Here is a 25066-nt window from a genome sequence, read left to right as displayed (position 1 = left end):
TGCACTGGGTAACCTGTGGATGGCACGCAAGCAATTGCTCAAAGCGTGAAACGCGAGGGCGTGGGCGGCCTCATGCGCGGGCAAACGTGAATCACACGGCCGAATCAAAACCTATGACCAGCGCCGCAGCATGTTTGCAATGTAGTGGCACGCGCTGCAAACAGCCCACGCGCAGAAAACGGGTTTTGCAGACCTTCCCTAGCAAAGCAAGGAAAGGCCAAAGGCCAAAAATCCAGAGTAACGAAAAAACCAGAAAGCCAGTGCAACGACAAACCTTCATTCCCGCGCCGAAGCCGCCACCCCATGACTCAACCAGTCGAGCACAGCGGAAGCATCATCATCAGCCCCCTCCCGAGCCCGAGCAACCGTCTCAGCCACCTCCGCGCTAGGCATAGCGCGCCGAATCGCCACCCCCACCGCAAGAATATCAATCATCACCAGATGCAAAATCCGCGAAATCATCGACAACTGCGACTCGCGAATCTCAATGTGATCGGTCTCGAGCGCGACCGTGGCCCGCTTGGCCAGCGCGGTATTGCTCGACGTAATGGCAATCACCTTGGCACCGGCCTGCATCGCCACATCCAGCACGCGTAGCAACTCAGGCGCACGCCCCGACTTCGACACCGCGACGATCACATCACCCTTGCCCAGCAACGCAGCCGACGCGGCCTGCATATACAGATCGCCATAAGCGATCGTCGGAATACCAAAGCGGAAAAACTTGTAATGCGCATCCTGCGCGACGATGTTCGAATTGCCCAGTCCATAAAATTCGATGCGCCGCGCGCCGTTCAACAGGTCGATAGCCTGCTCGACATGGTCGAAATTCAAATGCTCGCGCAATTGCAATATCGCCGAGACGGTGTTGTCCAGCACCTTCGCGCCGAAGTCCGTCGCGGTATCGCCCAGATGCACCTGGCTATGACTCACCGGAATCGTGCCGGTCAAACCGGTCGCAAGCTTCAGCTTGAAATCCGACAACCCCTGGCAGCCGAGCGAGCGGCAAAAGCGGATCACCGTCGGCTGGCTCACGTCGGCCTTACGCGCGATGTCGACGATTGGGTCGTTGATGATCGAACGCGGATGATTCAACGCAAGATCGGCCACGCGTCGCTCAGCCGGCGTCAACGCGTCGCGCATCTGCCGGATCCGCTCGAACACCGCCGATGAACTGCCGCCCGCGCGATTCGACAACTGCTCCGCGAGAATCGCCGACACCCCGAGGAACGCCGGATATTCGGCGGTAATCACGTAAGTCGGCACGTTGCGCAGATAACCCTCGAAACGCCCCTTCGCCTCGAAGCGCTGGCGAAACGACGAACGCGCAAAAAACTCGCCGAGCCGCGGCACCACGCCGCCGCCGATATAAATGCCGCCCAGCGCGCCGAGCGTCACCGCCACATTGCCGGCGAAGGTGCCGAGAATCCCGCAGAACACGTCGACCGATTCGGCCGCCAGCGGCTCGCCGTCCAATGCACGCTTGACGATCTCGATGGTGTCGATGTTCGCCGCGACGCGCTTCTTGTCGCGACCCGCGAGCGCACGGTAAATCACCTCGATACCGGGGCCGGCGGCCACCCGCTCGAACGACACGTGCGACCACTTTTTGCGCGCGTATTGCAGCACGATGTCTTCACGCTCGTCGGCCGGCGCGAAAGTGGCATGGCCGCCTTCGCTGCCGAGCGCGATCCAGCGGTCGTCGGCGGGAATCAGGCCCGACACGCCCATGCCGGTGCCCGGGCCGAGCAGCCCGATCACGCTGTGCGGACGACGCGTGCCGCCACCGACCTGCACACGCTGTGCGTCGGTCAGGCCGGGCAAGGCCATGGCCAGCGCGGTAAAGTCGTTCACGACGAGCAGCGTGTCGAAGCCAAGCGCGCGGCGCGTGGCTTCGATGGAAAAACTCCAGTCGTGATTGGTCATACTCACCTGATCGCCGTCGACCGGGTTCGCAATCGCGATAGCCGCATGATTCACGCGGCCGATCTTCATGTCCTTCAAATACTGCTGGATGACCTCGGCAACGCCCGGATAGTCAGCGCAGGGATACACCTGCACCGAACCGATGTCGCCCGGGCTGTTCTCCAGCGCGAAACGTGCGTTCGTGCCGCCGATGTCGGCCAGAAGCCGGGGTCCGTCGGCATGCTGGCCCGCGCCCGGACCAGCCTTAGTTTGCACACCAGTAGACATCGAGTCTCACTCCCTTGTCGTTTGCCAACTGCGAGATGGCATTTTTTTGTAGCGAAGCGGAGGCGGCATTGAGCACCTCCAGCTTGCGCGATCCTGCGATCAGCAAAAACAGATGCTTCACTTCCTTTAACGCGGACAGCGACCAGCTCACGCGAGCATGCGGTGCGCTGCCGGGGTGCACCGCCACGAAACGCTCGGTCGTGGTGATCGCGTGGGTCCATTCGGGTGAATCGGCGAAAATCGACGCGGTGTGGCCGTCTTCGCCCATGCCGAGAATCGCGACGTCCGGCACGCGCGCAAAGCGCGGGTCGGCGTTCAGCGCGGCAACGTGCGCGTTCAGATCCTGCGTGGTGTCGACCAGCGGCCAGAACGTCGCGTTTTTGGCGGCGTTCTGCAGCAGCGTGGCGTGCGCGAATTGCGAATTGCTGGCGTCGTCGCTGTCGGGGACCCAGCGGTCGTCGACCAGCGTGATGGCCATGCTCGCCCAGTCGAATGGCTGGGTGGACAAGGTCTGCAGGAACGGCCGCGGGCTGCTGCCGCCCGATACGGCGAGAAGCGGCGGGCGCGCGGCTTGTGCCGTCGCGGCAGTCTGTGTGGCGAGTGACGCATGCAGCGCTTCGCCGACCGCTTTGGCCAACGCATGGGATTGGGCTTGCTGATCGTCGAAAGTGTGAAGTTGGATCATGGCTCCTCCGTGCTGCATTCGGTTTGAACCGGCAGACACGCTGCGCCGCGAGTGGGTCCGCCGCTCGAGCATTCGCTGATGCGATTGCTTTGGCAGAGGTTGTCGCGGTGACTGCGCTATGTCGTTGCCCGTTCGTCGGTGGGGTTTGGCGGGAGCGCGATGTCCGGCGCACCCAGCCTCTCAATTCAAATCAGTTCAGTTTCAATTCTCTTCTTCGAGCCAGCAGGTGTCGTGCTGCGCGAGCATCGCGCTCGCCGCGGCCGGTCCCCACGTACCCGATGCATAAGGCTTGGGCGGTTTGTTGCTGGCCGCCCATTCGTTCAGGATCGGTTCGACCCAGCGCCATGCGGCTTCCTGTTCGTCACGCCGCACGAACAACGCGAGGCGACCGTTGATCACGTCGAGCAGCAGGCGTTGGTATGCCTCCATTTGTGCTTCACGGAAGAACTGGTCGAACGCGAGGTCCAGATGAACACTAGCGAGATTCATACCTTCGCCGGGTTGTTTCGCGAGGCAATAGAGCCGGATGGTTTCGTTCGGCTGCAAGCGGATCACGAGTCGATTCGCGCCCGCACGCAATGCCGATGCCCCGAGTGCCGAATGCGGCACGGCGCGGAAATTCACCACGATCTCGGCGACGCGGTCGGCGAGACGCTTGCCGGTACGCAGGAAGAACGGCACGCCGGCCCAACGCCAGTTCTCGATCTCGACCTTTACGGCGACGAAAGTTTCGGTCGTGCTGTTGGCCTTGACGCCGGCTTCGGTGGCATAGGCGGGCACCGAAGTGCCGCGAATCACGCCCGAATGATATTGACCGCGCACGGCGACCTTGGAGATGTCGCGCGGATCGATCGGCTTCAACGCCCTTAACACGCGCAGCTTTTCGTCGCGCACGGAATCGGAATCCATCGAATGCGGCGGCTCCATCGCGACGATGGAAAGCAGTTGCAGCAAGTGGTTCTGCACCATGTCGCGCAGCGCGCCGGTGTTGTCGTAGAAGTCGCCACGCGCTTCGACGCCGAGTTCTTCGGCAATCGTAATCTGGATGCTCTCGACCCATTCGCGGCGCCACAGCGGCTCGAACAACGCATTGCCGAAACGCAGCGCGAGCAGATTCTGCACCGGCTCCTTGCCGAGGTAGTGGTCGATCCGGTAGATCTGTTCTTCGGCGAAGATTTCGCCGACCGCATCGTTGATTGCATTCGACGATTTGAGGTCGTAGCCGAGCGGCTTTTCCAGCACGATGCGGGCGTTTTCGTTGAGGCCGACGGAAGCCAGCGCACGGCAGATCGGCACGAACAGCGACGGGCCGGTTGCCAGATAAAACACGCGTATACCCGGCAGATCCTGAATGACGTCGCGCAACTGCACGAAGTCTTCGGCCCGGCCGAGATCGATGTTGATGAACTCGATACGCTCGAGAAAACTCGCCCACGCCGTTTCATCTACACCGTTCTTCGACACGTGCGGTTTGACGTGTCCGTTGACCCACTGGATGTAGTCACCCCGATCCGTCGCATGCCGCGCCACCGCCACGATCTTGCCGCTCTCGGCCAGCATGCCGCCGGCGCGGTGCGCTTCATACAGCGCCGGCAGAATCTTGCGCATCGACAGATCGCCAGTTCCGCCGAAGAGAACGAAGGTGAAACTTGAATCGGTTTGCATGAGTCTCCGTCGATGTCCTGGAGGTCGCTGACGTGCTGAATAGAGCGACCGTAGTCCGATAAAATATTTTTTGACACTGAATTGTAGTTTAACTACAATCCAAATCAAGAGGTAGCGCTAATTCGATGAAAAAAGCGTGCGCTGTGTAGCAAGATGCGCGTTTTCCCGAATCGGCGAGCGTCCTTTGCATGTTAATGGACATTGCGTGTCGGCACCTGCCAGCATGCCCAAAGCGGTCCATATGCGAGGCGCCTCGAGTCTGCCGCGCGCGACGCGGGCAGGCAAAAATCAAAAGAGGAGACAGTCAGTTGCATCTCGAACCACTCATCTCTTGAGCGTCCAGCGGCCGAATAGCGGTCCGCCAGCCCATGCATTCATGCATGAGGCACGACCCTGTTCGATCGCCCAGTGTTTTGCCTGTTTGAACCAACCACAGCACCCTGGCGACATCAGGGGCCACTTGTTTTTTGTTCAGATGTCTGGAGGAGATAAACAATGAAAGTTCGCGCGATCATGGGCGCTTTGTGCGCCGCGGGTCTGATGTGTGGCGTATCGGCCGTGCAAGCTGCCGAGTCGATCGAAGTGTTGCACTGGTGGACGTCGGGCGGCGAATCGAAAGCCGTCGGCGTGCTGAAAGACGACATGACGAAGCAGGGTTACACGTGGAAGGACTTTGCGGTTGCGGGCGGTGCAGGCGCGGCTGCCATGACGGCTCTCAAGACGCAAGTGATCTCGGGCAACGCGCCGAGCGCTGCGCAGATCAAAGGTCCGCTGATCCAGGACTGGGCGGAGCAGGGCGTGCTGGTGCCGATCGACCCGGTCGCCGGCGACTGGAAGAAGAACCTGCCGCCGGAAATCGACAAGATCATGCATGCAGACGGTCACTACGTGGCGGCACCGTTCTCGGTGCACCGCGTGAACTGGCTGTACATCAACAAGGCTGCGCTGGACAAGGCCGGCGGCAAGGTGCCGACCACGTGGCCGGAATTCTTCGCGGTGGCTGACAAGATGAAAGCGGCCGGCATCCAGCCGATCGCAATGGGCGGCCAGCCGTGGCAAGACCTGACGCTGTGGGAAGACGTCGTGCTTTCGCAAGGCGCGGAGTTCTACAAGAAGGCCCTGGTCGATCTGGACGAGAAGACGCTGACGTCGGACAAGATGGTCGGCGTGTTCGATACGGTCCGCAAGATCCAGGGTTACTTCGACGCAGGCCGCACGGGTCGTGACTGGAATCTGGCAACGGCCATGGTCATCAACGGCAAGGCCGGCATGCAGTTCATGGGCGACTGGGCGAAGGGCGAATTCGCCAACGCCGGCAAGAAGTCGGGTTCGGACTACGTCTGCGCCGCAGTGCCGGGCACGGAGAAGGCCTACACGTTCAACGTCGACTCGTTCGTGTTCTTCCAGCAGAAAGGTCAGAAGACCGCAACGCCGGGTCAACTGGCTCTCGCCAAGACGATCATGACGCCGGACTTCCAGGAGCAGTTCAGCCTGAACAAGGGTTCCATCCCGGTGCGCCTCGGCGTGTCGATGGCCAAGTTCGACGACTGCGCGAAGAAGTCGTACGCGGATGAGCAGGTCGCAATCAAGTCGGGCGGCTACGTGCCTTCGCTGGCACACGGCATGGCTCAACCGGATGCAGCAGCCGGTGCGATCTCCGACGTGGTCACGAAATTCATGAACTCGCAGGAAGATTCGAAGACGGCGGTCGCCGCTCTCGCGAAGGCAGCGAAGACCAAGTAAGTGGCATGAAACGAAGCGGCGCGGCGAATACCCGAGTGGGCGTTCGTCGCGCCGTCGAGCACCTTCCGTCTCACGAGTTTCACCGAGTCACCTCTTTGCCGCTTTAACCTCGCGCTTCTGATGGCGAGTGTCCCGGCGGTACAGTTTCAGCAGGAGTCGAGTAGTGACTGCTTCTATCAGCGGAAAAGGGAAAACGGCTACTGTCGCCCGCCGCGTGTCGCCGATGGCGGCCCTGGCCGATCGCTGGATTCCGAAACTGGTGCTCGCACCCAGCGTCGTGATCAGCCTGATCTTCGTGTATGGCTTCATTGCCATCACCGGTTATCTGTCGCTGTCCAATTCGCGACTGATGCCACGTTATGAGTTCGTCGGTCTCGACCGTTACCGCGAACTGTTCGATAACGACGTGTTCTGGACCTCCGCCGCCAACCTCGGCTGGTTCGGCATTCCGTTCATCGCCATCTGTATCGGTCTGGGTCTGTTCCTCGCGATCCTGCTCGATCAGCAGATCCGCAACGAAGGCGCGTTGCGCGCGGTGTTTCTCTACCCGATGGCGCTGTCGTTCATCGTGACCGGCACGGCGTGGCAGTGGATCATGACGCCGAGCGTCGGCCTCGAGAAAGTCTTTCACGACTGGGGCTGGACGAGCTTCTCGTTCAGTTGGCTCGGCGACCCCGACAAGGCGATTTTCTGCGTGGTGATCGCGGCGGTATGGCAATCCACCGGCTTCGTGATGGCGCTGTTTCTCGCCGGTCTGCGCGGCGTGGACGGCGAAATCTTCAAGGCGGCGCAGATGGACGGCGCAGGTCTGCCCACCATCTACCGCAAGATCGTGATTCCCAGCATGCGGCCGGTGTTTTTCTCCGTGCTGCTGATCCTCTGCCACATCACCATCAAGACGTTCGACCTGGTCGTCGCGTTGACCGCGGGCGGCCCGGGTACGTCTTCGTCGTTGCCGGCCATTTTCATGTACACGTTCTCGTTCAATCGCGGGCAACTGGGCGTCGGCGCAGCTTCGTCGATGATGATGCTCGCCACCGTCGTCGCCGTGCTCGTGCCGCTGATGTATCTGGAATCGAGGAGCACCCGCAATGCAGCCTAAGATGACGATCAGCCGTGCCGTCATTTATGCGGCCTTGATTCTGTTTGCCCTGTACTTCCTGTTTCCGCTGTACGTGATGCTGTCCACTTCGTTCAAGGACATCGACCAGTTGCGCACCGGCAATCTGCTCACGCCGCCTACGCATTGGACCATCGACCCGTGGATCAAGGCATGGAGCGGCGCCTGTACGGGTGTGCGTTGCGACGGCATGGAACCGTTCTTCATGAACTCCGTGCGCATGGTGATTCCCGCCGTGCTGATCTCGTCGATCATCGGCGCGTTCAACGGTTATGTGCTCACACACTGGCGGTTTCGCGGCGCCGATCCACTCTTCACGATGATCCTGGTCGGCTGCTTCATCCCGTTCCAGGCGATCCTGTTGCCGATGGCGCGTTTCGAAGGCGCGCTCGGTCTGTCCAACACGACGACCGGCCTCGTGGTCGTGCACGTGATCTACGGGATTGCGTTCACCACGATGTTCTTCCGCAACTTCTACGTCAGCATTCCGGCTGAACTGGTGAAGGCGGCGCGTATCGACGGCGCGGGTTTCTTCACCATCTTCACGAAGATTCTGATGCCGGTGTCGCTGCCGATTTTCATGGTGTGCCTGATCTGGCAATTCACGCAGATCTGGAATGACTTCCTGTTCGGGATCGTGTTCTCCGGTGTCGATTCGATGCCGATCACGGTGGCGCTGAACAACCTCGTGAACACCTCGACCGGCGTGAAGGAATACAACGTGGACATGGCCGGCGCGATCATCGCCGCGTTGCCGACGCTGCTGGTCTACATCGTGGCGGGACGCTATTTCGTGCGCGGCCTGACGGCCGGCGCGGTGAAGGGCTAACGCCGCGGCAAGTCCGCTAAAGCATACGAGCGCGGCGGTCTTTCACCGCAAACGGAAAGACCGCCGTCACCCGACAAGACGTTTGAAGCAGTACCAGAGACAAAGAGGATTCACAGCATGGCAAGCCTTTCCATCCGTGACGTGTACAAGACTTACCCGAACGGGGTGCCGGTTTTGAAGGGTGTCAACATCGACATCGAAGACGGCCAGTTCCTGATTCTCGTCGGCGGCTCGGGCTGCGGCAAATCGACGTTGCTCAACATGATCGCCGGTCTCGAAACGGTCACCAAGGGCGAGATCCAGATCGACGGCAAGACGGTGAACAACCTGTCGCCGAAAGACCGCGATATCGCAATGGTGTTCCAGTCGTACGCGCTGTATCCGTCCATGACGGTGCGCGAGAACATCTCGTTCGGTCTGAACATCCGCAAGGTGCCGAAGCAGGAACAGGCGCAGATCGTCGACCGCGTGTCGAATACGCTGCAGATCACGCACCTGCTGGATCGCAAGCCGGGCCAGCTGTCGGGCGGCCAGCGTCAGCGTGTCGCAATGGGCCGTGCGCTCGCGCGCGATCCGGTGATGTTCCTGTTCGACGAACCGTTGTCGAACCTCGACGCGAAGCTGCGGATCGAGATGCGGTCGGAAATCAAGCTGCTGCATCAGCGCCTCGGCACCACGATCGTCTATGTCACGCACGATCAGATCGAAGCGATGACGCTCGGCGACCGGATCGCGGTGATGAAAGACGGCGTCGTGCAACAGTTCGGCGCGCCGCAGGACATCTACGATTCGCCGTCGAACCTGTTCGTGGCCGGCTTCATCGGCGCGCCGCCGATGAACTTCATTCAGGGCAAGCTGGTGGAGCAGGGTGCGGGCGTCGGGCTGGAACTGGACACGGGCGTGTCGCGCGGCGTGCTGAACCTGCCGTTCGACTCGGCGAAGGTCAAGTCGCATGTTGGCCGCGACGTGATTCTCGGGCTGCGTCCGGAGCGTATTACCGACGCGCGCGGCGCGCACGGCGACAACGCGCAGTTGCAGCCGATCGAAGTGAAGGTCGACGTGATCGAGCCGACCGGCCCGGACACGCTGGTGTTCGCGCAGGTCAACGGCAAGCGTATCGTGAGCCGCGTGCACCCGGCGTCGAATCCGCAACCGCTGACGAACACGACGTTGCTGTTCGATGCATCGAAAGCGGTGTTGTTCGACCCGTCGAACGAAGAGCGCATTGCCTGATGTAATGGTTTGAACCCGAGGCATCGCTCGCCGGTTTGAAAAACCCCATGCGTCGTTAGACGGATGGGGTTTTTTTAATCACGCGTGATCTACGTCACGCCGTCTGTATCCGCAAGTCCGGATTGTTGTGCGCGAGTTCGGTGACCCATTCGATGAACGCTCGCAGCCGCGAGCTCAGATTGCGCCGATGCGCATAGAGAATCGACAGCGGCGTGCTGGGGCTCGTGAAGTCCGTGAGAATTTCGGTCAGCGCGCCTTGCTCGATCAGATCGGCGACCATGAAGCGCGACGGCTGGATGATGCCGTGACCGAGTGCCGCCGCGCCGATATAGACGCTGCCGTCGTTCACCGCGAGCACGCTTTTGAGCGTGACCTTGGCGATTTCGCCGCCCACCTGATACTCGAACGGAAACGTCTTGCCGCTGCGCGCGGACACGTAGTTCACCGCGCGATGCTCGCCGAGCTCTTCGAGCGTGGTGGGCGTGCCGTGCTTCTCCAGATACGCGGGCGACGCGCACGTGACGATGCGCGCCTGGCCGATCCGGCGCGCGACGAGGCTCGACTCTTCCGGTGTGCCCATGCGGATCACGCAATCCACGCCGTCCTGAATCAGATCGATGTTGCGATCCGCGAGCCCGAGCCGGACGTCGATCTCCGGGTACTGCCGGTAGAAATCGTCGAGCGCGGGCAGCAGCAGCGCGCGCGCGAGCGTGCCGGACGTATCGACGCGAATCGTGCCGGCCGGATGCTCGCGCGTGTTCGATAGCGACGACTCGGCCTCGGCCACTTCCGCGAGAATGCTGACGCAGCGCTCGTAGAAATGCGCGCCGTCTTCGGTGACGCTGACCTGGCGCGTCGACCGGTTTAGCAGACGCACGCCGACGTGTTCCTCGAGTGCCTGGATGGTGCGGCTCACCTTGGCGCGCGGCAGGTCGAGCGACTCGGATACTTTGGTGAAGCTGTTCGCTTCGACCACGCGCGTAAATATCTCCATCGCTTCGAAACGGTCCATGACTTTTTGCCTTAGGGATGATGGGGGGCGGAAGGGTTTCTCGACGGCAAGTGTATCGGGTCGAAAATGCGTTGTCTCGGCGGCCGCGATGGACCGGCCGGGTCAATGCGGCAGACGGATGTCGAAGCGGAACGTGACGAGGCGCGCCAGCAGGATGAAGCCGGTGGCGATCAGCACGCTGTACACCGTGTCGACGCTCGCCAGATCGAGCAATACGTAGAGCCAGCAGCCGACGAACGCACAGGTCGCGTAGGGTCGCGAGTCGCGCAGAATCAGCGGCACCTCGTTGCAGAGCACGTCGCGAATCACGCCGCCGAACACGCCGGTCAGCACGCCCATCATCACGGAGATGAACCACGGCATCAGGGCATCGTGCGCGAGTGCGGTGCCGCCCACGCTGAACAGACCCAGACCGATTGCATCCGCGACCAGCAGCACGCGTTGGGAAATGAGTCGCGAGGTCATCTTCAGTAGCGTCGGCGCGAACATCGACATGACGAAGATCGCGATCAGATAACCCTGATGCTCGACCCAATAGAACGGGCGCCGCTCCAGCAGCACGTCGCGCAACGTACCGCCGCCGAAAGCCGTAGCGATCGCCACGAGGAAGGTGCCGACTGCGTCGAGTCGGCGGTTGCGTGCTTCGATGAAGCCGGAGATCGCGTAGGCGAAAATCGCCAGCGCTTCCATGAGCGTCAGGGCAAGCGTGAGCCGCGGGTGGATCACCGGAACTCCGTCAGGCGCGCGCGTGAGCCGGCATCGCGCCCGGCTGCAACAGAACGACCACCGCGCCTGCGCCGCCGTCGTGCGGACGGGCCTGGCAGAACGCGATCACCTCGGACTTCTGCACGAGCCACGCGCGCACCTTGCCCTTGAGCACCGGCTCCTTGCCGATCGAGCCGAGCCCCTTGCCGTGGATCACGCGCAAGCAGCGCAAGCCGCGCTTCACCGCGTCGCGGATGAATTCGGCCAGCGCCTCGCGTGCTTCTTCACGGCGCATGCCATGCAGGTCGATTTGCGCCTGCACGATCCAGTCGCCGCGACGCAGCTTGCGAACCACTTCCTGGCTAACGCCGGGACGGCAATAGGAGAGCGTTTCGTCGGTTTCCAGCAGGACTTCGGGATCGAATTCATCCGAAATGGCTTCGTGCAGCACGGCTTCTTCGTCGAGCCGGGTTTGCACGGGCAGCGGCGGCGGCGGATTGCGCGGCATGCTCGCGCGCGGCGGCACGGCTAGTGGTGCAACCGAGCCGATTTCGCTGCGGAACAGGTCGGCATCCGCCGAGGCTTCGCGTTGCGCAGCTGCCTTGACCACACGTTCGCGTTCGCGGCGTTGCGCATCGTTTTTCAGTGCGTCGCGCAATGCGCCGAGGCCGGCCAGACCCGCGGCGGGTTCGATCACCGGACTGCGCGCGGGCGGGCGCGTGTCGTCGACGGGCCGGGCCGCGGGGCGCGCGCGCTTCGGTTCGTTGGGATGGGGCTGATTCTTCGGCATATCGGCAAGTCACGCAGAAAGAAGGATCGGTCGCACGGCGCGAAGCAAAGGGGACGGCGCGTGTGGCAGGCATGGGTTCGACATGAAAAAAGGCCGCCGGCTGGTGAGCCGCGGCCTCTTCCGATATCGTGCCGGGGCAAGCCCGGCCGCCATTCTACCGTTGCGTCTGCAGTCGAACCTCGCGCCGTGCATCGAGCCAAACCGCGCGCTCGGGTTCGACCCGCTGGATCAACGCTCGGCTTCCTGACTCATCGCGTGCTCGCCGGCCATCTCGTCGATGGTTTCCAGAAAGCGCTGCGCATCGAGCGCGGCCATACAACCCGTGCCCGCGCTGGTGATGGCCTGGCGATAAATATGGTCTTGCACGTCGCCCGCCGCGAACACGCCCGCGACGCTGGTGGCCGTGGCAAAGCCGTTCAGACCGCCCTTGGTGATGATGTAGCCGTTCTTCATCTCCAACTGGCCTTCGAAGATGTCGGTGTTCGGCTTGTGGCCGATCGCGACGAACACGCCCTGCAACGCGATGTCGGTGGTTTCGCCGCTTTGCGTATGCTTGACGCGCAGGCCGGTGACACCCGACTGGTCGCCGGTCACTTCGTCGAGTGTATGGTTCCACTTGATTTCCACCAGGCCTTCCTTTTCTTTCGCCAGCAGGCGGTCGATCAGGATCGGCTCGGCGCGGAACTTGTCGCGACGATGGATAACGGTGACTTTTTTCGCGATGCCCGACAGATACAGCGCTTCTTCCACCGCGGTATTGCCGCCGCCGATCACGGCCACGTGTTGCTGTTTGTAGAAGAAGCCGTCGCAGGTCGCGCAGGCCGACACGCCCTTGCCCATGAACGCTTCTTCGGACGGCAGACCGAGGTATTGCGCCGATGCGCCGGTCGAGATGATCAGCGAGTCGCAGGTGTATTCGCCGGAATCGCCGATCAGACGGATCGGTTTTTCGTTCAGCTTCGCTGTATGAATGTGATCGAAGATGATTTCGGTGTTGAAGCGCTCGGCGTGTTCCAGAAAGCGCTGCATGAGTTCCGGACCTTGCACGCCATTGGCGTCGGCCGGCCAGTTTTCGACGTCGGTGGTGGTCATTAGCTGACCGCCCTGGGCGAGGCCCGTGATCATGACCGGCGACAGGTTGGCGCGTGCCGCATAGACCGCTGCCGTGTAGCCGGCGGGACCGGAGCCGAGAATCAGGACCTTGGCGTGTTTCGTGGAAGTTGCGGGCATGATCGAATCCTTTGACGGCGCCCGGCTCGACTTGCGAGGCCGCGCGACTTGAACAGAAACTTTAGATGGGTATCAGGACGGCATTATAAAGGGCGGGGCCGCGGCCTGCTCCATGAAGCTTTCCGATCGATCCGATAGAGGGCGCGGGCGCGGGCGGCGGGCTGTGGGAGCGCTGCTCTTGCGCCGGTTTCGCCGGCGCACGCCCAGTTACCGTCATTTACAGCCTCGCGCGCGACACTGCGTTTACAATAGGCCGCATCGTATCGCAGGGCCGACGGGGCAAGTTCGGGGCAAATCAGGGGCACCTCGGGGTCCACTCAGGGGCTACCACGGCCACACACGCAACAGGATCAATGGCAAAAGCTACCTATTCCGCGAGCGCGCAGGCATTGCCGCACCGCATGTCGCGCCTTTTCACCGAAATCCGCTGGATCCTGCAGGTGGCGCTCGGCGTCTTCCTGCTCATGGCGCTGGTGAGTTACAGCCGGCACGACCCGAGCTGGACGCACGCCGTCCAGGTCGACCATATCGGCAACTGGGCGGGCCGCGTCGGCGCGTGGACATCGGACATCCTGCTGCAGTTGTTCGGCTTTTCAGCCTATTGGTGGATCATCCTGCTCGGCCGGCACATCTCGGCCAATTACAAACGTATCACCCGTACCGAAGAACCCGAGGAAGACGCCCCGCGCGACATCGGCTGGCTGGCGGATGCGTTCGCGTTCGTGCTGGTCGTGCTGTCGTGCAGCGGCATCGAAGCGCTGCGCATGTGGTCGCTGAAGTCGCACGTCCAGTTGCCGGGCGTGACGGGCGGGGTGATCGGCGAGGGTGTCGCGCGCGGCATCTCGCACGCGTTGGGCTTCACCGGCGGCACCCTGGCCTTGCTGATCGTGCTGGCCATCGGCTTGTCGCTGTATTTCCGTTTTTCGTGGCTGTCGGTGTCGGAGAAGGTCGGCGAGTCGATCATCTCGGCCGTGACGTTCGCCAAGCTGCGCCGCGAGGCGGGCCGCGACCGCAAGCTCGGCGAAGCCGCCGCGGTGAAGCGCGAGGGCAAGGTCGAAAAGGGCCGCGTGCGGATCGAGGAACACGAGCCGGTCATGATCGTGCCGCCGGTCGTCACGCCGGCCAAATCGGAGCGCGTCGAGAAAGAGCGGCAAGTGCCCTTGTTCAAGGATCTGCCGGGCGACTCCACGCTGCCGCCCATTTCTTTGCTCGACGCCGCGCCGGCCGCGCAGGAAACCGTGTCGGCGGACACCCTGGAATTCACTTCGCGGCTCATCGAGAAAAAGCTGAAGGACTTCGGCGTCGAGGTGAGTGTGGTCGCCGCTTATCCGGGGCCGGTCGTCACGCGTTACGAAATCGAGCCGGCTACCGGCGTGAAGGGCAGCCAGATCGTGAATCTGGCCAAGGACCTGGCGCGCTCGCTGTCGCTGGTGTCGATCCGCGTGGTCGAAACGATTCCAGGCAAGAATTTCATGGCGCTGGAGTTGCCGAACCCGCGTCGTCAAACCGTCAGTCTGTCGGAAATTCTCGGTTCCGCCGTGTACGCGGATGCCGCTTCGCCGCTCACCATGGGTCTGGGCAAGGACATCGGCGGCAAGCCGGTATGCGCCGACCTCGCGAAAATGCCGCACCTGCTGGTAGCCGGAACGACCGGCTCGGGCAAGTCGGTCGGTATCAACGCGATGATTCTGTCGCTGCTCTACAAGGCGAGCGCCGACCAGGTCCGCATGATCCTGATCGACCCGAAAATGCTCGAAATGAGCGTCTACGAAGGCATTCCGCATCTGCTGTGTCCGGTCGTGACCGACATGCGCCAGGCCGGTCACGCGCTGAACTGGGCGGTCGCCGAAATGGAGCGCCGCTACAAACTGATGAGCAAGCTCGGCGTGCGCAATCTCGCCGGCTACAACAACAAGATCGACGAAGCGGCCAAGCGCGAAGAGAAGCTGCCGAATCCGTTCAGCCTCACGCCGGACGATCCGGAACCGCTCGCGCGTCTGCCGAACATCGTGGTCGTCATCGACGAACTGGCCGACCTGATGATGGTGGTCGGCAAGAAGGTCGAAGAGTTGATCGCGCGTATCGCGCAGAAGGCGCGCGCGGCCGGCATCCATCTGATTCTGGCAACGCAGCGTCCGTCGGTCGACGTGATTACCGGTCTGATCAAGGCCAACGTGCCGACCCGCATGGCCTTCCAGGTGTCGTCCAAAATCGACTCGCGCACGATTCTCGACCAGCAGGGCGCGGAGTCGCTGCTCGGCATGGGCGACATGCTGTATCTGCCGCCGGGTAGCGGGTTGCCGGTGCGGGTGCACGGTGCGTTCGTGTCCGACGAGGAAGTGCATCGGGTGGTCGACAAGCTCAAGGAGCAAGGCGAGCCGAACTACATCGAGGGGATTCTCGAAGGCGGCGTGACCGGCGAAGGCGACGAAGCCGGCGGCGGTGCCGGGGGAACCGGAGCGGGCGACGGCGAGTCCGACCCTCTCTACGATCAGGCGGTCGACGTGGTGCTGAAGAATCGCCGTGCGTCGATCTCGCTGGTGCAGCGGCATTTGCGCATCGGCTATAACCGCGCGGCGCGTCTGCTCGAGCAGATGGAGAACTCCGGCGTGGTATCGGCCATGTCGTCGAACGGCAATCGCGAAATTCTGGCGCCGGCGCGGGAAGCCGAGTAGGGCTTCGGGTCAAGAGGCCGCGCCCGGCCGCGCTCCTCCGGTTGCCAACCGCTCAACGAATTCAATCAACGGAGAAACACACATGCAGGTATCCGCGCAGCAGCAGAGTCGAACGCGTCCCCACGGTCGCTTCGATCAACTCGCCCGAACCATCGCGCGCGGCGTCGGCGGCGTGGCGATCGGCGCGTCGATGCTGTTCGCGTCGCAGGCGTTCGCGAGCGGCACGGAGCAGTTGAAGGCTTTCGTCGCGCAAGTGCATGCGGCGCGCGGCACCTTCGTTCAGCAGGAAGTTCGCGCGCCGAGCAAGGCGGCGGCCGCGAGCGGCGCGCTCACCACGGGCGGCGGCAAAAGCGGCGGCACGTCGAGCGGGACCTTCACGTTCGCGCGTCCCGGCAAGTTCATCTGGCAATACGAAAAGCCTTATTCGCAACTGCTGCAGGCCGACGGCGACAAGCTCTATGTGTACGACAAGGACCTGAGCCAGGTCACGGTGCGCAGTCTCGGCGGCGCGCTCGGCGCGAGCCCGGCGGCCATTCTGTTCGGCAGCAACGACCTCGACAAGAATTTCACGCTGCACGACGCGGGAGTGAAGGCCGGCATCGACTGGCTCGAGCTGACGCCGAAGGCGAAAGACACGCAGTTCCAGCGCGTGGGCATCGGCTTCAAGGACGGCAACCTCGAAGCGATGGAATTGCACGACGTGTTCGGCAACGTCACGCTGCTGACTTTCTCGAACATCCAGAAGAACCCGCCGCTGCCGGCCGACGCGTTCAAGTTCACGGTACCCAAGGGTGCGGACGTGATCAACGGGTGACGTCGCAGTGAGGCTTCAGTCGTAGAAAAGGCCTGCATTTGCAGGCCTTTTTCGTTCATGAGCGGAATTCAACCCATCAAGCGGATCACGCGTAAGCCGTCTTCCGAGCCGATACGAGCACCAGATAACACACCGCACCGATCGCCAGCGCCGGCAGTGTCGCGCCCAGATTCGGCAGCCACTGGTTGATCGCCTGATACGCCGCGATGCCGATCGCCCACGCGATGAACGCGCTCAGATGCCAGCCGCCGGAGAAGCCGTAACGACCGTGCGGATCGCCGAGCACGGCCGCGTCGATACGGCGCTTGCGCACGATGAAGTGATCCACCAGCACCACGCCGAACAGCGGCGCGAATACCGAGCCGATCAGCAGCAGGAAGTTCTGGTACTTCGCCATCGGCACGGCAAGCGCGATCAGCGTGCACAGCGCGCCGAACCCCGCCGACAGGAGGGGCACGCTGCCGCGCGTCCAGAACGTGCCGGTCGAAACGGCTGCGGAGTGGATATCCGCGAACGCGTTGTCGATTTCGTCGATGAGGATCAGCAGCAACGCCAGGCCGCCGCCGGCTTGCGCGAGCGCGCCGGTCAGCAGCGCGTCGCCGCCGCCCGCCGCGAGGCCGTAAATCGCGCCGAGCGCATAGAACCAGATGTTCGCGATGCCATAACCGAGCAGCGTGCCGCGGAACGTCTCGCCGGGCCGGCGCGCAAAGCGCGTGTAGTCGGCGATCAGCGGCAGCCACGATAGCGGCATGGCGACAACGAGGTCGATCGCGCCGCCGAACGACATGTCACCGGTGCCGGGACGGTGCATCAGCGCGGACAGATCGTGCTTCGCCAGCAGATTCCACGTGAGCCAGACGGCGCCCGCGAGCAGCAGCCAGATGCCCCAGGTGCGCAGGAAGCGCCGCACGAACGAAAGCGGGCCGCTAATGGCCAGCAAGGTGGCGAGCAAACCGAACACCACGGTCCAGATGAGCGGCATCGACAGGCCGAACGCCTGTTTGGCGAGGGCGTCGGCGGAATCGCGCATCACGATCACTTCGAACGAACCCCAGCCGACCAGTTGCACCGCGTTCAGCACGGCGGGCACCGACGCGCCGCGCACGCCGAGCGTAGGCCGCAACGACGACATGGCCGCGAGCCCGGTGTCCGTGCCGATCACGCCGACCAGCGCCAGCAATACCACGCCGATCACGCTGCCCACGACGATTGCCAGCAGCGCATGCGGCAGCGACAGGCCCGGCACCAGCAAGGCGCCCGCCTGCGCGACGAGCAGGCCGATGCCGAGCGAGAACCAGAGCGCGAAGGCGTCGCCGGTGCGGAACGCGCGACGTGCGTCGGGCACCGGCGTGAGCGGCGCGTAAGTGGAACCGGCGTCGCCGGCGAGAGGGTCTTGTGCCATCGGGTGATGTTCCTGTGGTGGGACTTGATAGAGGCTGGGTAAGGTGCTGCGAGTGCTTTGGTGTTTGCCGGCGTCGCGGAGGTATCGCCGTCGGCGGGCCGCGCCGGCTGTCATAATGCAGGACGTTGCCCGCGCCGCTTGGCGCCCCTTCGCGCCGCTTTGCCCGTCCGGCAGCACGCCGCCTTTCCACGGACCACGGACCGCATCCGGCCAGCCGAGATTATCCCCAAAACGCCATGTTTGAAGAAACCCGTGCCAATGTTCCGCTCGCCGAACGCCTGCGGCCCCGCAATATCGACGAAGTGATCGGCCAGAAGCATCTGCTCGGCCCGAACAAGCCGCTGCGGGTCGCGTTCGAATCCGGCGAAGCCCATTCGATGATTCTCTGGGGCCCGCCCGGCGTCGGCAAAACCACCCTTGCGCGGCTCATGGCCGATGCGTTTCATGCCGAGTTCATCGCGTTGTCGGCGGTGCTCTCGGGCGTGAAGGATATCCGCGAAGCCGTCGAGACCGCGCAGATTCATCGCGCGAACGGGCACCAGACGCTCGTGTTCGTCGACGAAGTGCACCGCTTCAACAAAAGCCAGCAGGATGCGTTCTTGCCCCACGTGGAGTCGGGACTGTTCGTGTTCGTCGGCGCGACGACGGAGAATCCGTCGTTCGAGGTGAACAGCGCGTTGCTCTCGCGTGCCGCCGTCTACGTGCTGAAAAGTCTGACCGACGACGAGCAGCGCGAATTGCTCGACCGGGCGCAGCAGGAACTGGGTGGCCTCACCTTCACCGACGAGGCGCGCGACGCGTTGATCGGTTCCGCCGACGGCGACGGCCGCAAGCTCCTGAACAACCTCGAAATCGTCGCTCGCGCGGCGAACCAGCAGAAGACCACGGAAATCGACGGCGCGTTGCTCGGCAGTGCGCTGGCGGAGAATCTGCGCCGCTTCGACAAGGGCGGCGACGCATTTTACGACCAGATCAGCGCGTTGCATAAGTCCGTGCGCGGCAGCAGTCCGGACGGCGCGCTGTACTGGTTCTGCCGCATGCTCGACGGCGGCGCCGACCCGCGCTATCTGGCGCGGCGCATCGTACGCATGGCGTGGGAAGACATCGGTCTCGCCGATCCGCGCGCCGCCCGCATCGCGCTCGACGCCGCCGAAACCTACGAGCGCCTCGGCACACCGGAGGGCGAGTTGGCCTTGGCACAGGCGATCATCTATCTGGCGGTCGCGCCGAAATCGAATGCCGGGTACAACGCGTACAACGAAGCGCGGCGCTTCGTCGGCAAGGACCAGTCGCGCGGCGTCCCGGTGCATCTGCGCAACGCGCCGACGAAGCTGATGAAGGAACTCGGCTACGGCCACGAATACCGTTACGCGCACGACGAACCCGATGCGTACGCGGCCGGCGAGACCTATCTGCCGGAGAACATGCGCGATCCGCACTGGTACGAGCCGACGCCGCGCGGCCTGGAAGGCAGGATTAGCGACAAGATGGCGCGCCTCGCCGAACTCGACGCGCAATGGCGCAGCGAGAACAAGCCGAAGAAGGGCTGACCGGTTTGTCGCCGGCGAGTGTGCGTCGTGCGTGCGGCGTGCGTACGGCGTGCGTACGGCGTGCGTGCGTCATGCGTACGTCATGCGGATGTCATGCGTATGTCGGAGCGCGTCGGCGATCTAAGCCACCGGGCGGCTCGGCCGGTGCGCTAAAATCCCGAGTTCACACAACGATTCCCGCCCCATCTCATGCTCGACATCCAGCTGCTGCGTAAAGACCTCGACGGCGTCGCCAAGCGCCTCGCCGACCGCGGCTACACCCTCGACGTGGCGGCTTTCGCCGCGCTCGAAGCGGAACGCCGCGACACCCAGACCCGCACCGAAGAAATGCAGGCGCGCCGCAATACGCTGTCCAAGCAGATCGGCGTGCTGAAAGGCAAGGGCGAAGACACCTCGGCGGTCATGGCCGAAGTCGGCGGGATCGGCGACGCGATGAAGGCATCGGCGGCGCGCCTCGACGAGATCCAGAAGGGGTTGTCGGACCTGCTGCTCGGCGTGCCCAACCTGCCGCACGAAAGCGTGCCGGCCGGCAAGGACGAGAGCGATAACGTCGAAGTGCGCCGCTGGGGCACGCCCCGTACGTTCGAATTCGAAGTCAAAGATCACGTCGACGTCGGCACGCCGCTCGGCCTCGACTTCGAGACCGGCGCGAAGCTGTCGGGCGCGCGCTTCACGATGCTGCGCGGGCAGATCGCGCGACTGCACCGGGCGCTCGCGCAGTTCATGATCGACACGCACACGCAGCATCATGGCTATACCGAGGTGTACACGCCGTACATCGTGAATCCGGAAATTCTGTATGGCACGGGCCAACTGCCCAAATTCGCCGACGACATGTTCCGCGTCGAGAAGGGCGGCGAAGAAAACACCGTCACGCAATATCTGATTTCCACGTCGGAAATTTCCCTGACCAACACGGTGCGCGAAAGCATCGTCGAAGCGGATACGCTGCCGATCAAACTCACCGCGCATTCGCCGTGCTTCCGCTCGGAAGCGGGTTCGTACGGGCGCGACACGCGCGGCCTGATTCGCCAGCATCAGTTCGACAAGGTCGAGATGGTGCAGATCGTCGCGCCGGACACGTCCTACGACGCGCTGGAGCAGATGGTCGGTCATGCCGAAACGATCCTGCAGAAACTGGAATTGCCGTATCGCGTAATAACGCTGTGCACGGGCGATATGGGTTTCTCCGCGACCAAGACCTACGACCTCGAAGTGTGGGTGCCGGCTCAGAACACTTATCGCGAGATTTCCAGCTGTTCGAATACCGAGTCGTTCCAGGCGCGCCGGATGCAGGCGCGGTTCCGTAACGCGCAAGGCAAGCCGGAACTGGTCCATACGCTGAATGGTTCGGGTCTCGCAGTCGGGCGCACGCTGGTGGCGGTGCTGGAAAACTTCCAGAACGAAGATGGCTCGGTAACGGTGCCGGTGGCATTGCGTCCTTACCTCGGCGGTATCGAACGGCTGGAGGTGCCGAAAACGGTTTAAGTCGGTTCGATGAAATTTTTTAAGCGAAGGGCTTGGAAAGCGGATTAAGCTGTTCTATAATCTTTCTCTCCCAAGCAACGACCCGCTTGGATCTGGCGAAACAGCCTCGTTGCTGCATGTCGGAAGACCCGGAAAGGTGGCAGAGTGGTCGAATGCGCTGGACTCGAAATCCAGTGTACCTTTAGGGGTACCGTGAGTTCGAATCTCACCCTTTCCGCCAAATTAAGAAAACAGGCCCTTCGGGGCCTGTTTGCATTTCTGCGTTGCATTCCTTTCCCCCGTTTCGACACCATGATGTGCGCGCTCGCGCATGCACGACATTCCCGTCCCTGGATGGGTCATGAATCGTCATCGCACTTAGCTCGCATTTCGGTTGAGCGGTAACCTCGTCAACGCTACTGCACACGCCGCTGTTCGCAGCGCTCAGGCGCATCCCCGGCGCCGGCAAAATCGGCCGCGTCTGCATCCATTCCCGCCCGCGCTGCGTAAATCCCATCAAGGACGCGCACCCCCGCATTGCCTCAACAAACCGCACGCGCGTCCAGTCGAATGGAGACGTGCCCATGACCCCTGTCGCACCGAATTCCCCCTTGCCGCGAGGTTCGCGGGTTGCGGTCATCGGTGGCGGCATCTCGGGTCTGGCCAGTGCCTACCTGCTGGCGCGCCATCATCGCGTGACGTTGTTCGAATCGGCCGGCTACGCGGGCGGCCACACCAATACCGTCGACGTTACGCTCGAAGGTCATACGCACCCCGTCGACACCGGCTTCCTGGTCTTCAACGACCGGACCTATCCCAATCTGATCGCGCTGTTCGCCGAACTCGGGGTTCAAGCTCATCCGAGCGACATGACCTTCTCGGTGTCGATGGACGACGGCCGTCTCGAATGGGCCGGTACCAGTCTGAACACCGTGTTCGCGCAGCGCCGCAACCTGTTCTCGCCGACCTTCATGGGCATGCTGCGCGATATCGTGCGATTCAATGGCAGCGCGCAACGCAACCTCGAGGTCGCCACACAGTCGCGCGTGTCGATGGGCGAACTGCTGACGGCCGGCGGCTACGGCCGCGCTTTCCAGAGCCACTATTTGCTACCGATGGCCGCCGCGATCTGGTCGAGCGCGACAGCCGACATTCTCGCGTTCCCCGCCACCACGTTTCTGCGCTTCTGTCTGAACCATGCGCTGCTGCAGGTGAATCACCGGCCGCAGTGGAAGACGGTGGTGGGCGGCGGCCGCGAATACGTGCGGCGCATCGTCGGCACGCTCGACGACGTTCGCCTCGGCACCCCCGTGCGCGCCGTGCGACGCGACGCGGACGGCGCCGACGTCTACACCGACGCGGGCGCCGAGCGTTTCGACGCATTGGTGATGGCCACGCACACGCCCACGACGCTGCGTCTCCTGGAAGATGCCGACGCCGACGAGCGCAGCGTGCTCGGTGCCGTGCGCTATCAGCCGAATGTCGCCGTGCTGCACACCGATACGAATCTGTTGCCGCGTCGTCAGCGGGTCTGGTCGGCATGGAATTATCTCGGTAGCCGCGCAGTGGATAGTGCGCATCCGGTCTGCGTCAGTTATCTGGTGAATCAGTTGCAGCCGCTGCCGTTCAGGACGCCGCTGGTCGTCACGCTCAACCCGATCGCGCAGCCCGCGCCCGGCACCGAGCTGCGCCGCTTCGTGTACGAACACCCGCTGTTCGATCTCGCGGCGATCGACGCGCAGCATCGTTTGCCCGCGTTGCAAGGCAAGCGACGCACGTGGTTCGCGGGCGCATGGAGTGGCTACGGTTTTCACGAGGACGGTCTGAAATCGGCGCTGCGGGTAGCGGCCGACTTCGACGCGTCGCCGGCCTGGGCCAGGCTGTGAAGCGCACGTGCACCGACGTCGATCCCGCTGCCTGGCTTTTGACCGGCAAGGTGATGCACGAGCGTCTGCGGCCCCGGCATCACCGATTCGTGTACCCGGTGTTCTACGTGCGTTGCGATCTCGACCGGCTGGCTTCACTCGATAACGGCTGGTTCGGCATCGACCGTTGGCGACCGCTCGCATTGCACCGGCGCGATCACGGTCCGCGCGACGGCAGCGATCTTGCGACTTGGATGCGCGCGCAACTAGCTGGCGCGGGGATCGAGGAAGCCGACGGGCGGATCTGGCTACAGGCGTTTCCGCGCGTGTTCGGTTATGCGTTCAATCCGGTCAGCTTCTGGTTCTGTCACGATCGCGCGGGCCAGTTGCGTGCGCTGCTCGCTGAAGTGCGCAATACCTTCGGCGCACGCCATAGCTATCTGTTGAGCGCGACCAACCATGCGCCGATCACCGCCGACACACCGCTCGTCTGCAGAAAAGTGCTGCACGTATCGCCGTTTTGTCGCGTGGAAGGCGATTACGCGTTTCGCGTCAAGGAGACGCCCGCGAGCGCGTCGGTCGCGATCGACTACCGCGATGCGCACGGTCTGCTAATCCGCACGGCGCTCGCCGGCCGCCTCACGCCGCTCACCCGTTGGTCCGCGCTCGGCGCGTTGTTACGGCAGCCGCTGCTGACCGTCGGCGTGGTGTTCCGGATTCACTGGCAAGCGTTGCGGCTGGCTTTGAAAAAGGCGCCGTTTCACGGCAAGAACCCCGCGCCGGCCGAGCGTGCCGATGCGTCCACCGACTCTGCCGCAGACGGTCAACCGTCCGCCTCTGCGCACCCCATTTCGTCCGATTGAGGAGATTCAGCCATGGCGCTTTCGAGAACCCTGAGCGGGCATCACGCCGCCCCCGCGTCAGGTCGTCTGTTTCTGTCGCTACTCGAACGGATTCAGGTGGGACACGTAGTGCTGATCACGCCCGACGGCCAGCAGCGCGTGTTCGGCGATCCGCATGCCGCGCCAGGAGCGCGTCTCGAGCTACGCGACTGGCGCGCGTGCGGAGCGATTCTGCGCAAAGGCGATATCGGTTTCGCGGATGCGTGGCGCGCGATGTGGGTCGAGACGCCGGATCTGGCGGCGCTGTTGCGCGTCGCGATCCTCAACGAGCGGGCGTTGCAACGCACCGTGTACGGCGGCTGGCTTGCGCAACTCTGGTACGGGCTGCGTCACAAGCTGAGGCCGAACACGCGCTCGGGCAGCCGGCGCAATATCCACGCGCATTACGACATTGGCAACGCGTTCTACTCGCAGTGGCTCGACGAAACGTTCACTTATTCGAGCGCGGTTTTCGGCGGCGATTTCTATCAGTCGCTCGAAGAAGCGCAGCATGCGAAGTATCAACGCATCGTCGATACGTTGGGTTTGCGTGCGGGCATGCGCGTGCTCGAAGTGGGCTGCGGCTGGGGCGGTTTCGCGATGCACGCGGCACGCCTCGGCATTCGCGTGCACGGCGTGACGATCTCGCCGGCGCAGTTGGAGTTCGCGCAACAGCGAGTCGCCGATGCGGGTTTGAGCGAGCACGTGCAACTCGAACTGCGCGACTACCGGAGCCTGACCGGCCAGTACGACGGCATCGTCTCGATCGAAATGTTCGAAGCCGTCGGCGAAAAATTCTGGCCGACGTACTTCGGCATTCTGCGCGAACGGCTCGCGCCGGGCGCCCGCGCGCTGGTGCAAACCATCACCATCGACGATTCGCATTTTCTGGCTTATCGGGCGACCAGCGATTTCATTCGCGAGTTTATTTTTCCGGGCGGCATGTTGCCGAGTCCGCAGCGCTTCATCGAGGCGGCGCGCCGCGGCAAGCTCGCGGCGCATACGTCGCTCGCGTTCGGCCGCGATTACGCAGAGACTCTGCGGCGCTGGCGCCATGCATTCGAGGCGCGGCTCGATACGATCCAGGCGCAGGGTTTCGACGAAGTGTTCGTCCGTACGTGGCGGCTCTATCTGGCGTATTGCGAGGCCGGCTTCGACGAAGGGCGCACGGACGTGATGCAGTTCGTGCTTGCGGCGCAAGACTGAC

Annotated in this window: 19 protein-coding genes and 1 tRNA gene; 12 read left to right on the top strand and 8 right to left on the bottom strand. The window is 63.2% G+C overall.

All coding sequences use genetic code 11. The features are described 5' to 3' along the window. Positions 1-276: 276 nt before the first annotated feature. The 3 genes from FQ746_RS21460 to zwf all read right to left on the bottom strand — a co-directional run bounded on the left by FQ746_RS21460 (position 277) and on the right by zwf (position 4543). Entirely contained in the window at positions 277-2193 is a 1917-nt protein-coding gene (locus FQ746_RS21460) for a bifunctional transcriptional regulator/glucokinase (protein WP_144111662.1), read from the bottom strand. Further along, entirely contained in the window at positions 2171-2878 is a 708-nt protein-coding gene (gene pgl, locus FQ746_RS21455; protein ID WP_144111661.1) for a 6-phosphogluconolactonase, read from the bottom strand. Before pgl ends, FQ746_RS21460 begins: the two co-directional genes overlap by 23 nt. 201 nt (positions 2879-3079) lie before the next feature. Further along, the gene (gene zwf / locus FQ746_RS21450) at positions 3080-4543 is read right to left on the bottom strand and encodes a glucose-6-phosphate dehydrogenase (protein WP_144111660.1); all 1464 of its coding nucleotides are present in this window, start codon (positions 4541-4543) and stop codon (positions 3080-3082) included. A 495-nt stretch (positions 4544-5038) separates the two neighbouring features. On the opposite strand from zwf, the gene FQ746_RS21445 reads away from it, so the two are divergent. The 4 genes from FQ746_RS21445 (at position 5039) to FQ746_RS21430 (ending at position 9468) form a co-directional block, all read left to right on the top strand. Further along, positions 5039-6286 (top strand): ABC transporter substrate-binding protein, encoded by a 1248-nt coding sequence (locus FQ746_RS21445; protein WP_144111659.1) that lies wholly within the window; start codon positions 5039-5041, stop codon positions 6284-6286. A 163-nt stretch (positions 6287-6449) separates the two neighbouring features. Further along, positions 6450-7388: a carbohydrate ABC transporter permease gene (locus FQ746_RS21440; RefSeq protein WP_144111658.1), complete on the top strand. Its 939-nt coding sequence runs from the start codon at positions 6450-6452 to the stop codon at positions 7386-7388. Then, the gene (locus tag FQ746_RS21435; RefSeq protein WP_144111657.1) at positions 7378-8235 is read left to right on the top strand and encodes a carbohydrate ABC transporter permease; all 858 of its coding nucleotides are present in this window, start codon (positions 7378-7380) and stop codon (positions 8233-8235) included. The genes FQ746_RS21440 and FQ746_RS21435 overlap by 11 nt, the downstream gene beginning before the upstream one ends. Before the next feature lie 117 nt (positions 8236-8352). Beyond that, complete coding sequence (locus tag FQ746_RS21430; protein WP_144111656.1) at positions 8353-9468, top strand: ABC transporter ATP-binding protein; 1116 nt, start codon at positions 8353-8355, stop codon at positions 9466-9468. Between the two features lie 94 nt (positions 9469-9562). Here FQ746_RS21430 and FQ746_RS21425 read toward each other — a convergent pair whose 3' ends face one another. The 4 genes from FQ746_RS21425 to trxB all read right to left on the bottom strand — a co-directional run bounded on the left by FQ746_RS21425 (position 9563) and on the right by trxB (position 13205). After that, positions 9563-10480 (bottom strand): LysR family transcriptional regulator, encoded by a 918-nt coding sequence (locus FQ746_RS21425; protein ID WP_144111655.1) that lies wholly within the window; start codon positions 10478-10480, stop codon positions 9563-9565. A gap of 102 nt (positions 10481-10582) precedes the next feature. Beyond that, positions 10583-11203: a trimeric intracellular cation channel family protein gene (locus tag FQ746_RS21420; RefSeq protein WP_144111666.1), complete on the bottom strand. Its 621-nt coding sequence runs from the start codon at positions 11201-11203 to the stop codon at positions 10583-10585. 13 nt (positions 11204-11216) lie between these two features. Further along, positions 11217-11975: a Smr/MutS family protein gene (locus FQ746_RS21415; RefSeq protein ID WP_144111654.1), complete on the bottom strand. Its 759-nt coding sequence runs from the start codon at positions 11973-11975 to the stop codon at positions 11217-11219. Positions 11976-12203: 228 nt separating this feature from the next. Continuing rightward, positions 12204-13205 carry a thioredoxin-disulfide reductase gene (gene trxB / locus FQ746_RS21410; protein WP_144111653.1) on the bottom strand — a complete coding sequence of 334 codons (1002 nt, stop codon included), beginning with the start codon at positions 13203-13205 and terminating at the stop codon, positions 12204-12206. A 353-nt stretch (positions 13206-13558) separates the two neighbouring features. On the opposite strand from trxB, the gene FQ746_RS21405 reads away from it, so the two are divergent. Then, positions 13559-15880, top strand: a complete 2322-nt coding sequence (locus FQ746_RS21405) for a DNA translocase FtsK (protein ID WP_186310791.1) — start codon at positions 13559-13561, stop codon at positions 15878-15880. 82 nt (positions 15881-15962) lie between these two features. Further along, on the top strand, positions 15963-16694 hold the full coding sequence (gene lolA, locus FQ746_RS21400; protein ID WP_144111651.1) for an outer membrane lipoprotein chaperone LolA: 732 nt from the start codon (positions 15963-15965) through the stop codon (positions 16692-16694). An 85-nt stretch (positions 16695-16779) separates the two neighbouring features. On the opposite strand, the gene cytX is transcribed toward lolA, so the two are convergent. Further along, positions 16780-18096 carry a putative hydroxymethylpyrimidine transporter CytX gene (gene cytX, locus FQ746_RS21395; protein WP_144111650.1) on the bottom strand — a complete coding sequence of 439 codons (1317 nt, stop codon included), beginning with the start codon at positions 18094-18096 and terminating at the stop codon, positions 16780-16782. A gap of 236 nt (positions 18097-18332) precedes the next feature. Between cytX and FQ746_RS21390 the strand changes: the two genes are divergently transcribed. From FQ746_RS21390 to FQ746_RS21365, 6 genes are all read left to right on the top strand, one after another. Further along, positions 18333-19646 carry a replication-associated recombination protein A gene (locus tag FQ746_RS21390; protein ID WP_144111649.1) on the top strand — a complete coding sequence of 438 codons (1314 nt, stop codon included), beginning with the start codon at positions 18333-18335 and terminating at the stop codon, positions 19644-19646. A gap of 189 nt (positions 19647-19835) precedes the next feature. Then, positions 19836-21134: a serine--tRNA ligase gene (gene serS, locus FQ746_RS21385; RefSeq protein ID WP_144111648.1), complete on the top strand. Its 1299-nt coding sequence runs from the start codon at positions 19836-19838 to the stop codon at positions 21132-21134. 130 nt (positions 21135-21264) lie between these two features. Continuing rightward, a tRNA-Ser gene (locus tag FQ746_RS21380) sits at positions 21265-21354 on the top strand. A 343-nt stretch (positions 21355-21697) separates the two neighbouring features. Further along, positions 21698-22999, top strand: coding sequence for an NAD(P)/FAD-dependent oxidoreductase (locus tag FQ746_RS21375; RefSeq protein ID WP_144111647.1), 1302 nt, complete (start codon positions 21698-21700; stop codon positions 22997-22999). Further along, positions 22996-23841, top strand: coding sequence for a DUF1365 domain-containing protein (locus FQ746_RS21370; RefSeq protein WP_260854123.1), 846 nt, complete (start codon positions 22996-22998; stop codon positions 23839-23841). Before FQ746_RS21375 ends, FQ746_RS21370 begins: the two co-directional genes overlap by 4 nt. A gap of 12 nt (positions 23842-23853) precedes the next feature. After that, complete coding sequence (locus FQ746_RS21365; protein WP_144111645.1) at positions 23854-25065, top strand: SAM-dependent methyltransferase; 1212 nt, start codon at positions 23854-23856, stop codon at positions 25063-25065. Position 25066 lies beyond the last annotated feature (1 nt).

This window comes from Paraburkholderia sp. BCC1886 (assembly GCF_900996245.1).
Classification (GTDB): Bacteria; Pseudomonadota; Gammaproteobacteria; order Burkholderiales; family Burkholderiaceae; genus Paraburkholderia.
The sequence above is the reverse complement of the archived record's forward strand: the minus strand, read 5'-3'. Positions and strand labels throughout refer to the sequence as shown.

Coding starts and splice junctions, on each gene's coding strand:
- FQ746_RS21460 (WP_144111662.1), bottom strand. CDS start 2,193: ATGTCTACTGGTGTGCAAACTAAGGCTGGTCCGGGCGCGGGCCAGCAT.
- pgl (WP_144111661.1), bottom strand. CDS start 2,878: ATGATCCAACTTCACACTTTCGACGATCAGCAAGCCCAATCCCATGCG.
- zwf (WP_144111660.1), bottom strand. CDS start 4,543: ATGCAAACCGATTCAAGTTTCACCTTCGTTCTCTTCGGCGGAACTGGC.
- FQ746_RS21445 (WP_144111659.1), top strand. CDS start 5,039: ATGAAAGTTCGCGCGATCATGGGCGCTTTGTGCGCCGCGGGTCTGATG.
- FQ746_RS21435 (WP_144111657.1), top strand. CDS start 7,378: ATGCAGCCTAAGATGACGATCAGCCGTGCCGTCATTTATGCGGCCTTG.
- FQ746_RS21430 (WP_144111656.1), top strand. CDS start 8,353: ATGGCAAGCCTTTCCATCCGTGACGTGTACAAGACTTACCCGAACGGG.
- FQ746_RS21425 (WP_144111655.1), bottom strand. CDS start 10,480: ATGGACCGTTTCGAAGCGATGGAGATATTTACGCGCGTGGTCGAAGCG.
- FQ746_RS21415 (WP_144111654.1), bottom strand. CDS start 11,975: ATGCCGAAGAATCAGCCCCATCCCAACGAACCGAAGCGCGCGCGCCCC.
- trxB (WP_144111653.1), bottom strand. CDS start 13,205: ATGCCCGCAACTTCCACGAAACACGCCAAGGTCCTGATTCTCGGCTCC.
- FQ746_RS21405 (WP_186310791.1), top strand. CDS start 13,559: ATGGCAAAAGCTACCTATTCCGCGAGCGCGCAGGCATTGCCGCACCGC.
- lolA (WP_144111651.1), top strand. CDS start 15,963: ATGCAGGTATCCGCGCAGCAGCAGAGTCGAACGCGTCCCCACGGTCGC.
- cytX (WP_144111650.1), bottom strand. CDS start 18,096: ATGGCACAAGACCCTCTCGCCGGCGACGCCGGTTCCACTTACGCGCCG.
- FQ746_RS21390 (WP_144111649.1), top strand. CDS start 18,333: ATGTTTGAAGAAACCCGTGCCAATGTTCCGCTCGCCGAACGCCTGCGG.
- serS (WP_144111648.1), top strand. CDS start 19,836: ATGCTCGACATCCAGCTGCTGCGTAAAGACCTCGACGGCGTCGCCAAG.
- FQ746_RS21375 (WP_144111647.1), top strand. CDS start 21,698: ATGACCCCTGTCGCACCGAATTCCCCCTTGCCGCGAGGTTCGCGGGTT.
- FQ746_RS21365 (WP_144111645.1), top strand. CDS start 23,854: ATGGCGCTTTCGAGAACCCTGAGCGGGCATCACGCCGCCCCCGCGTCA.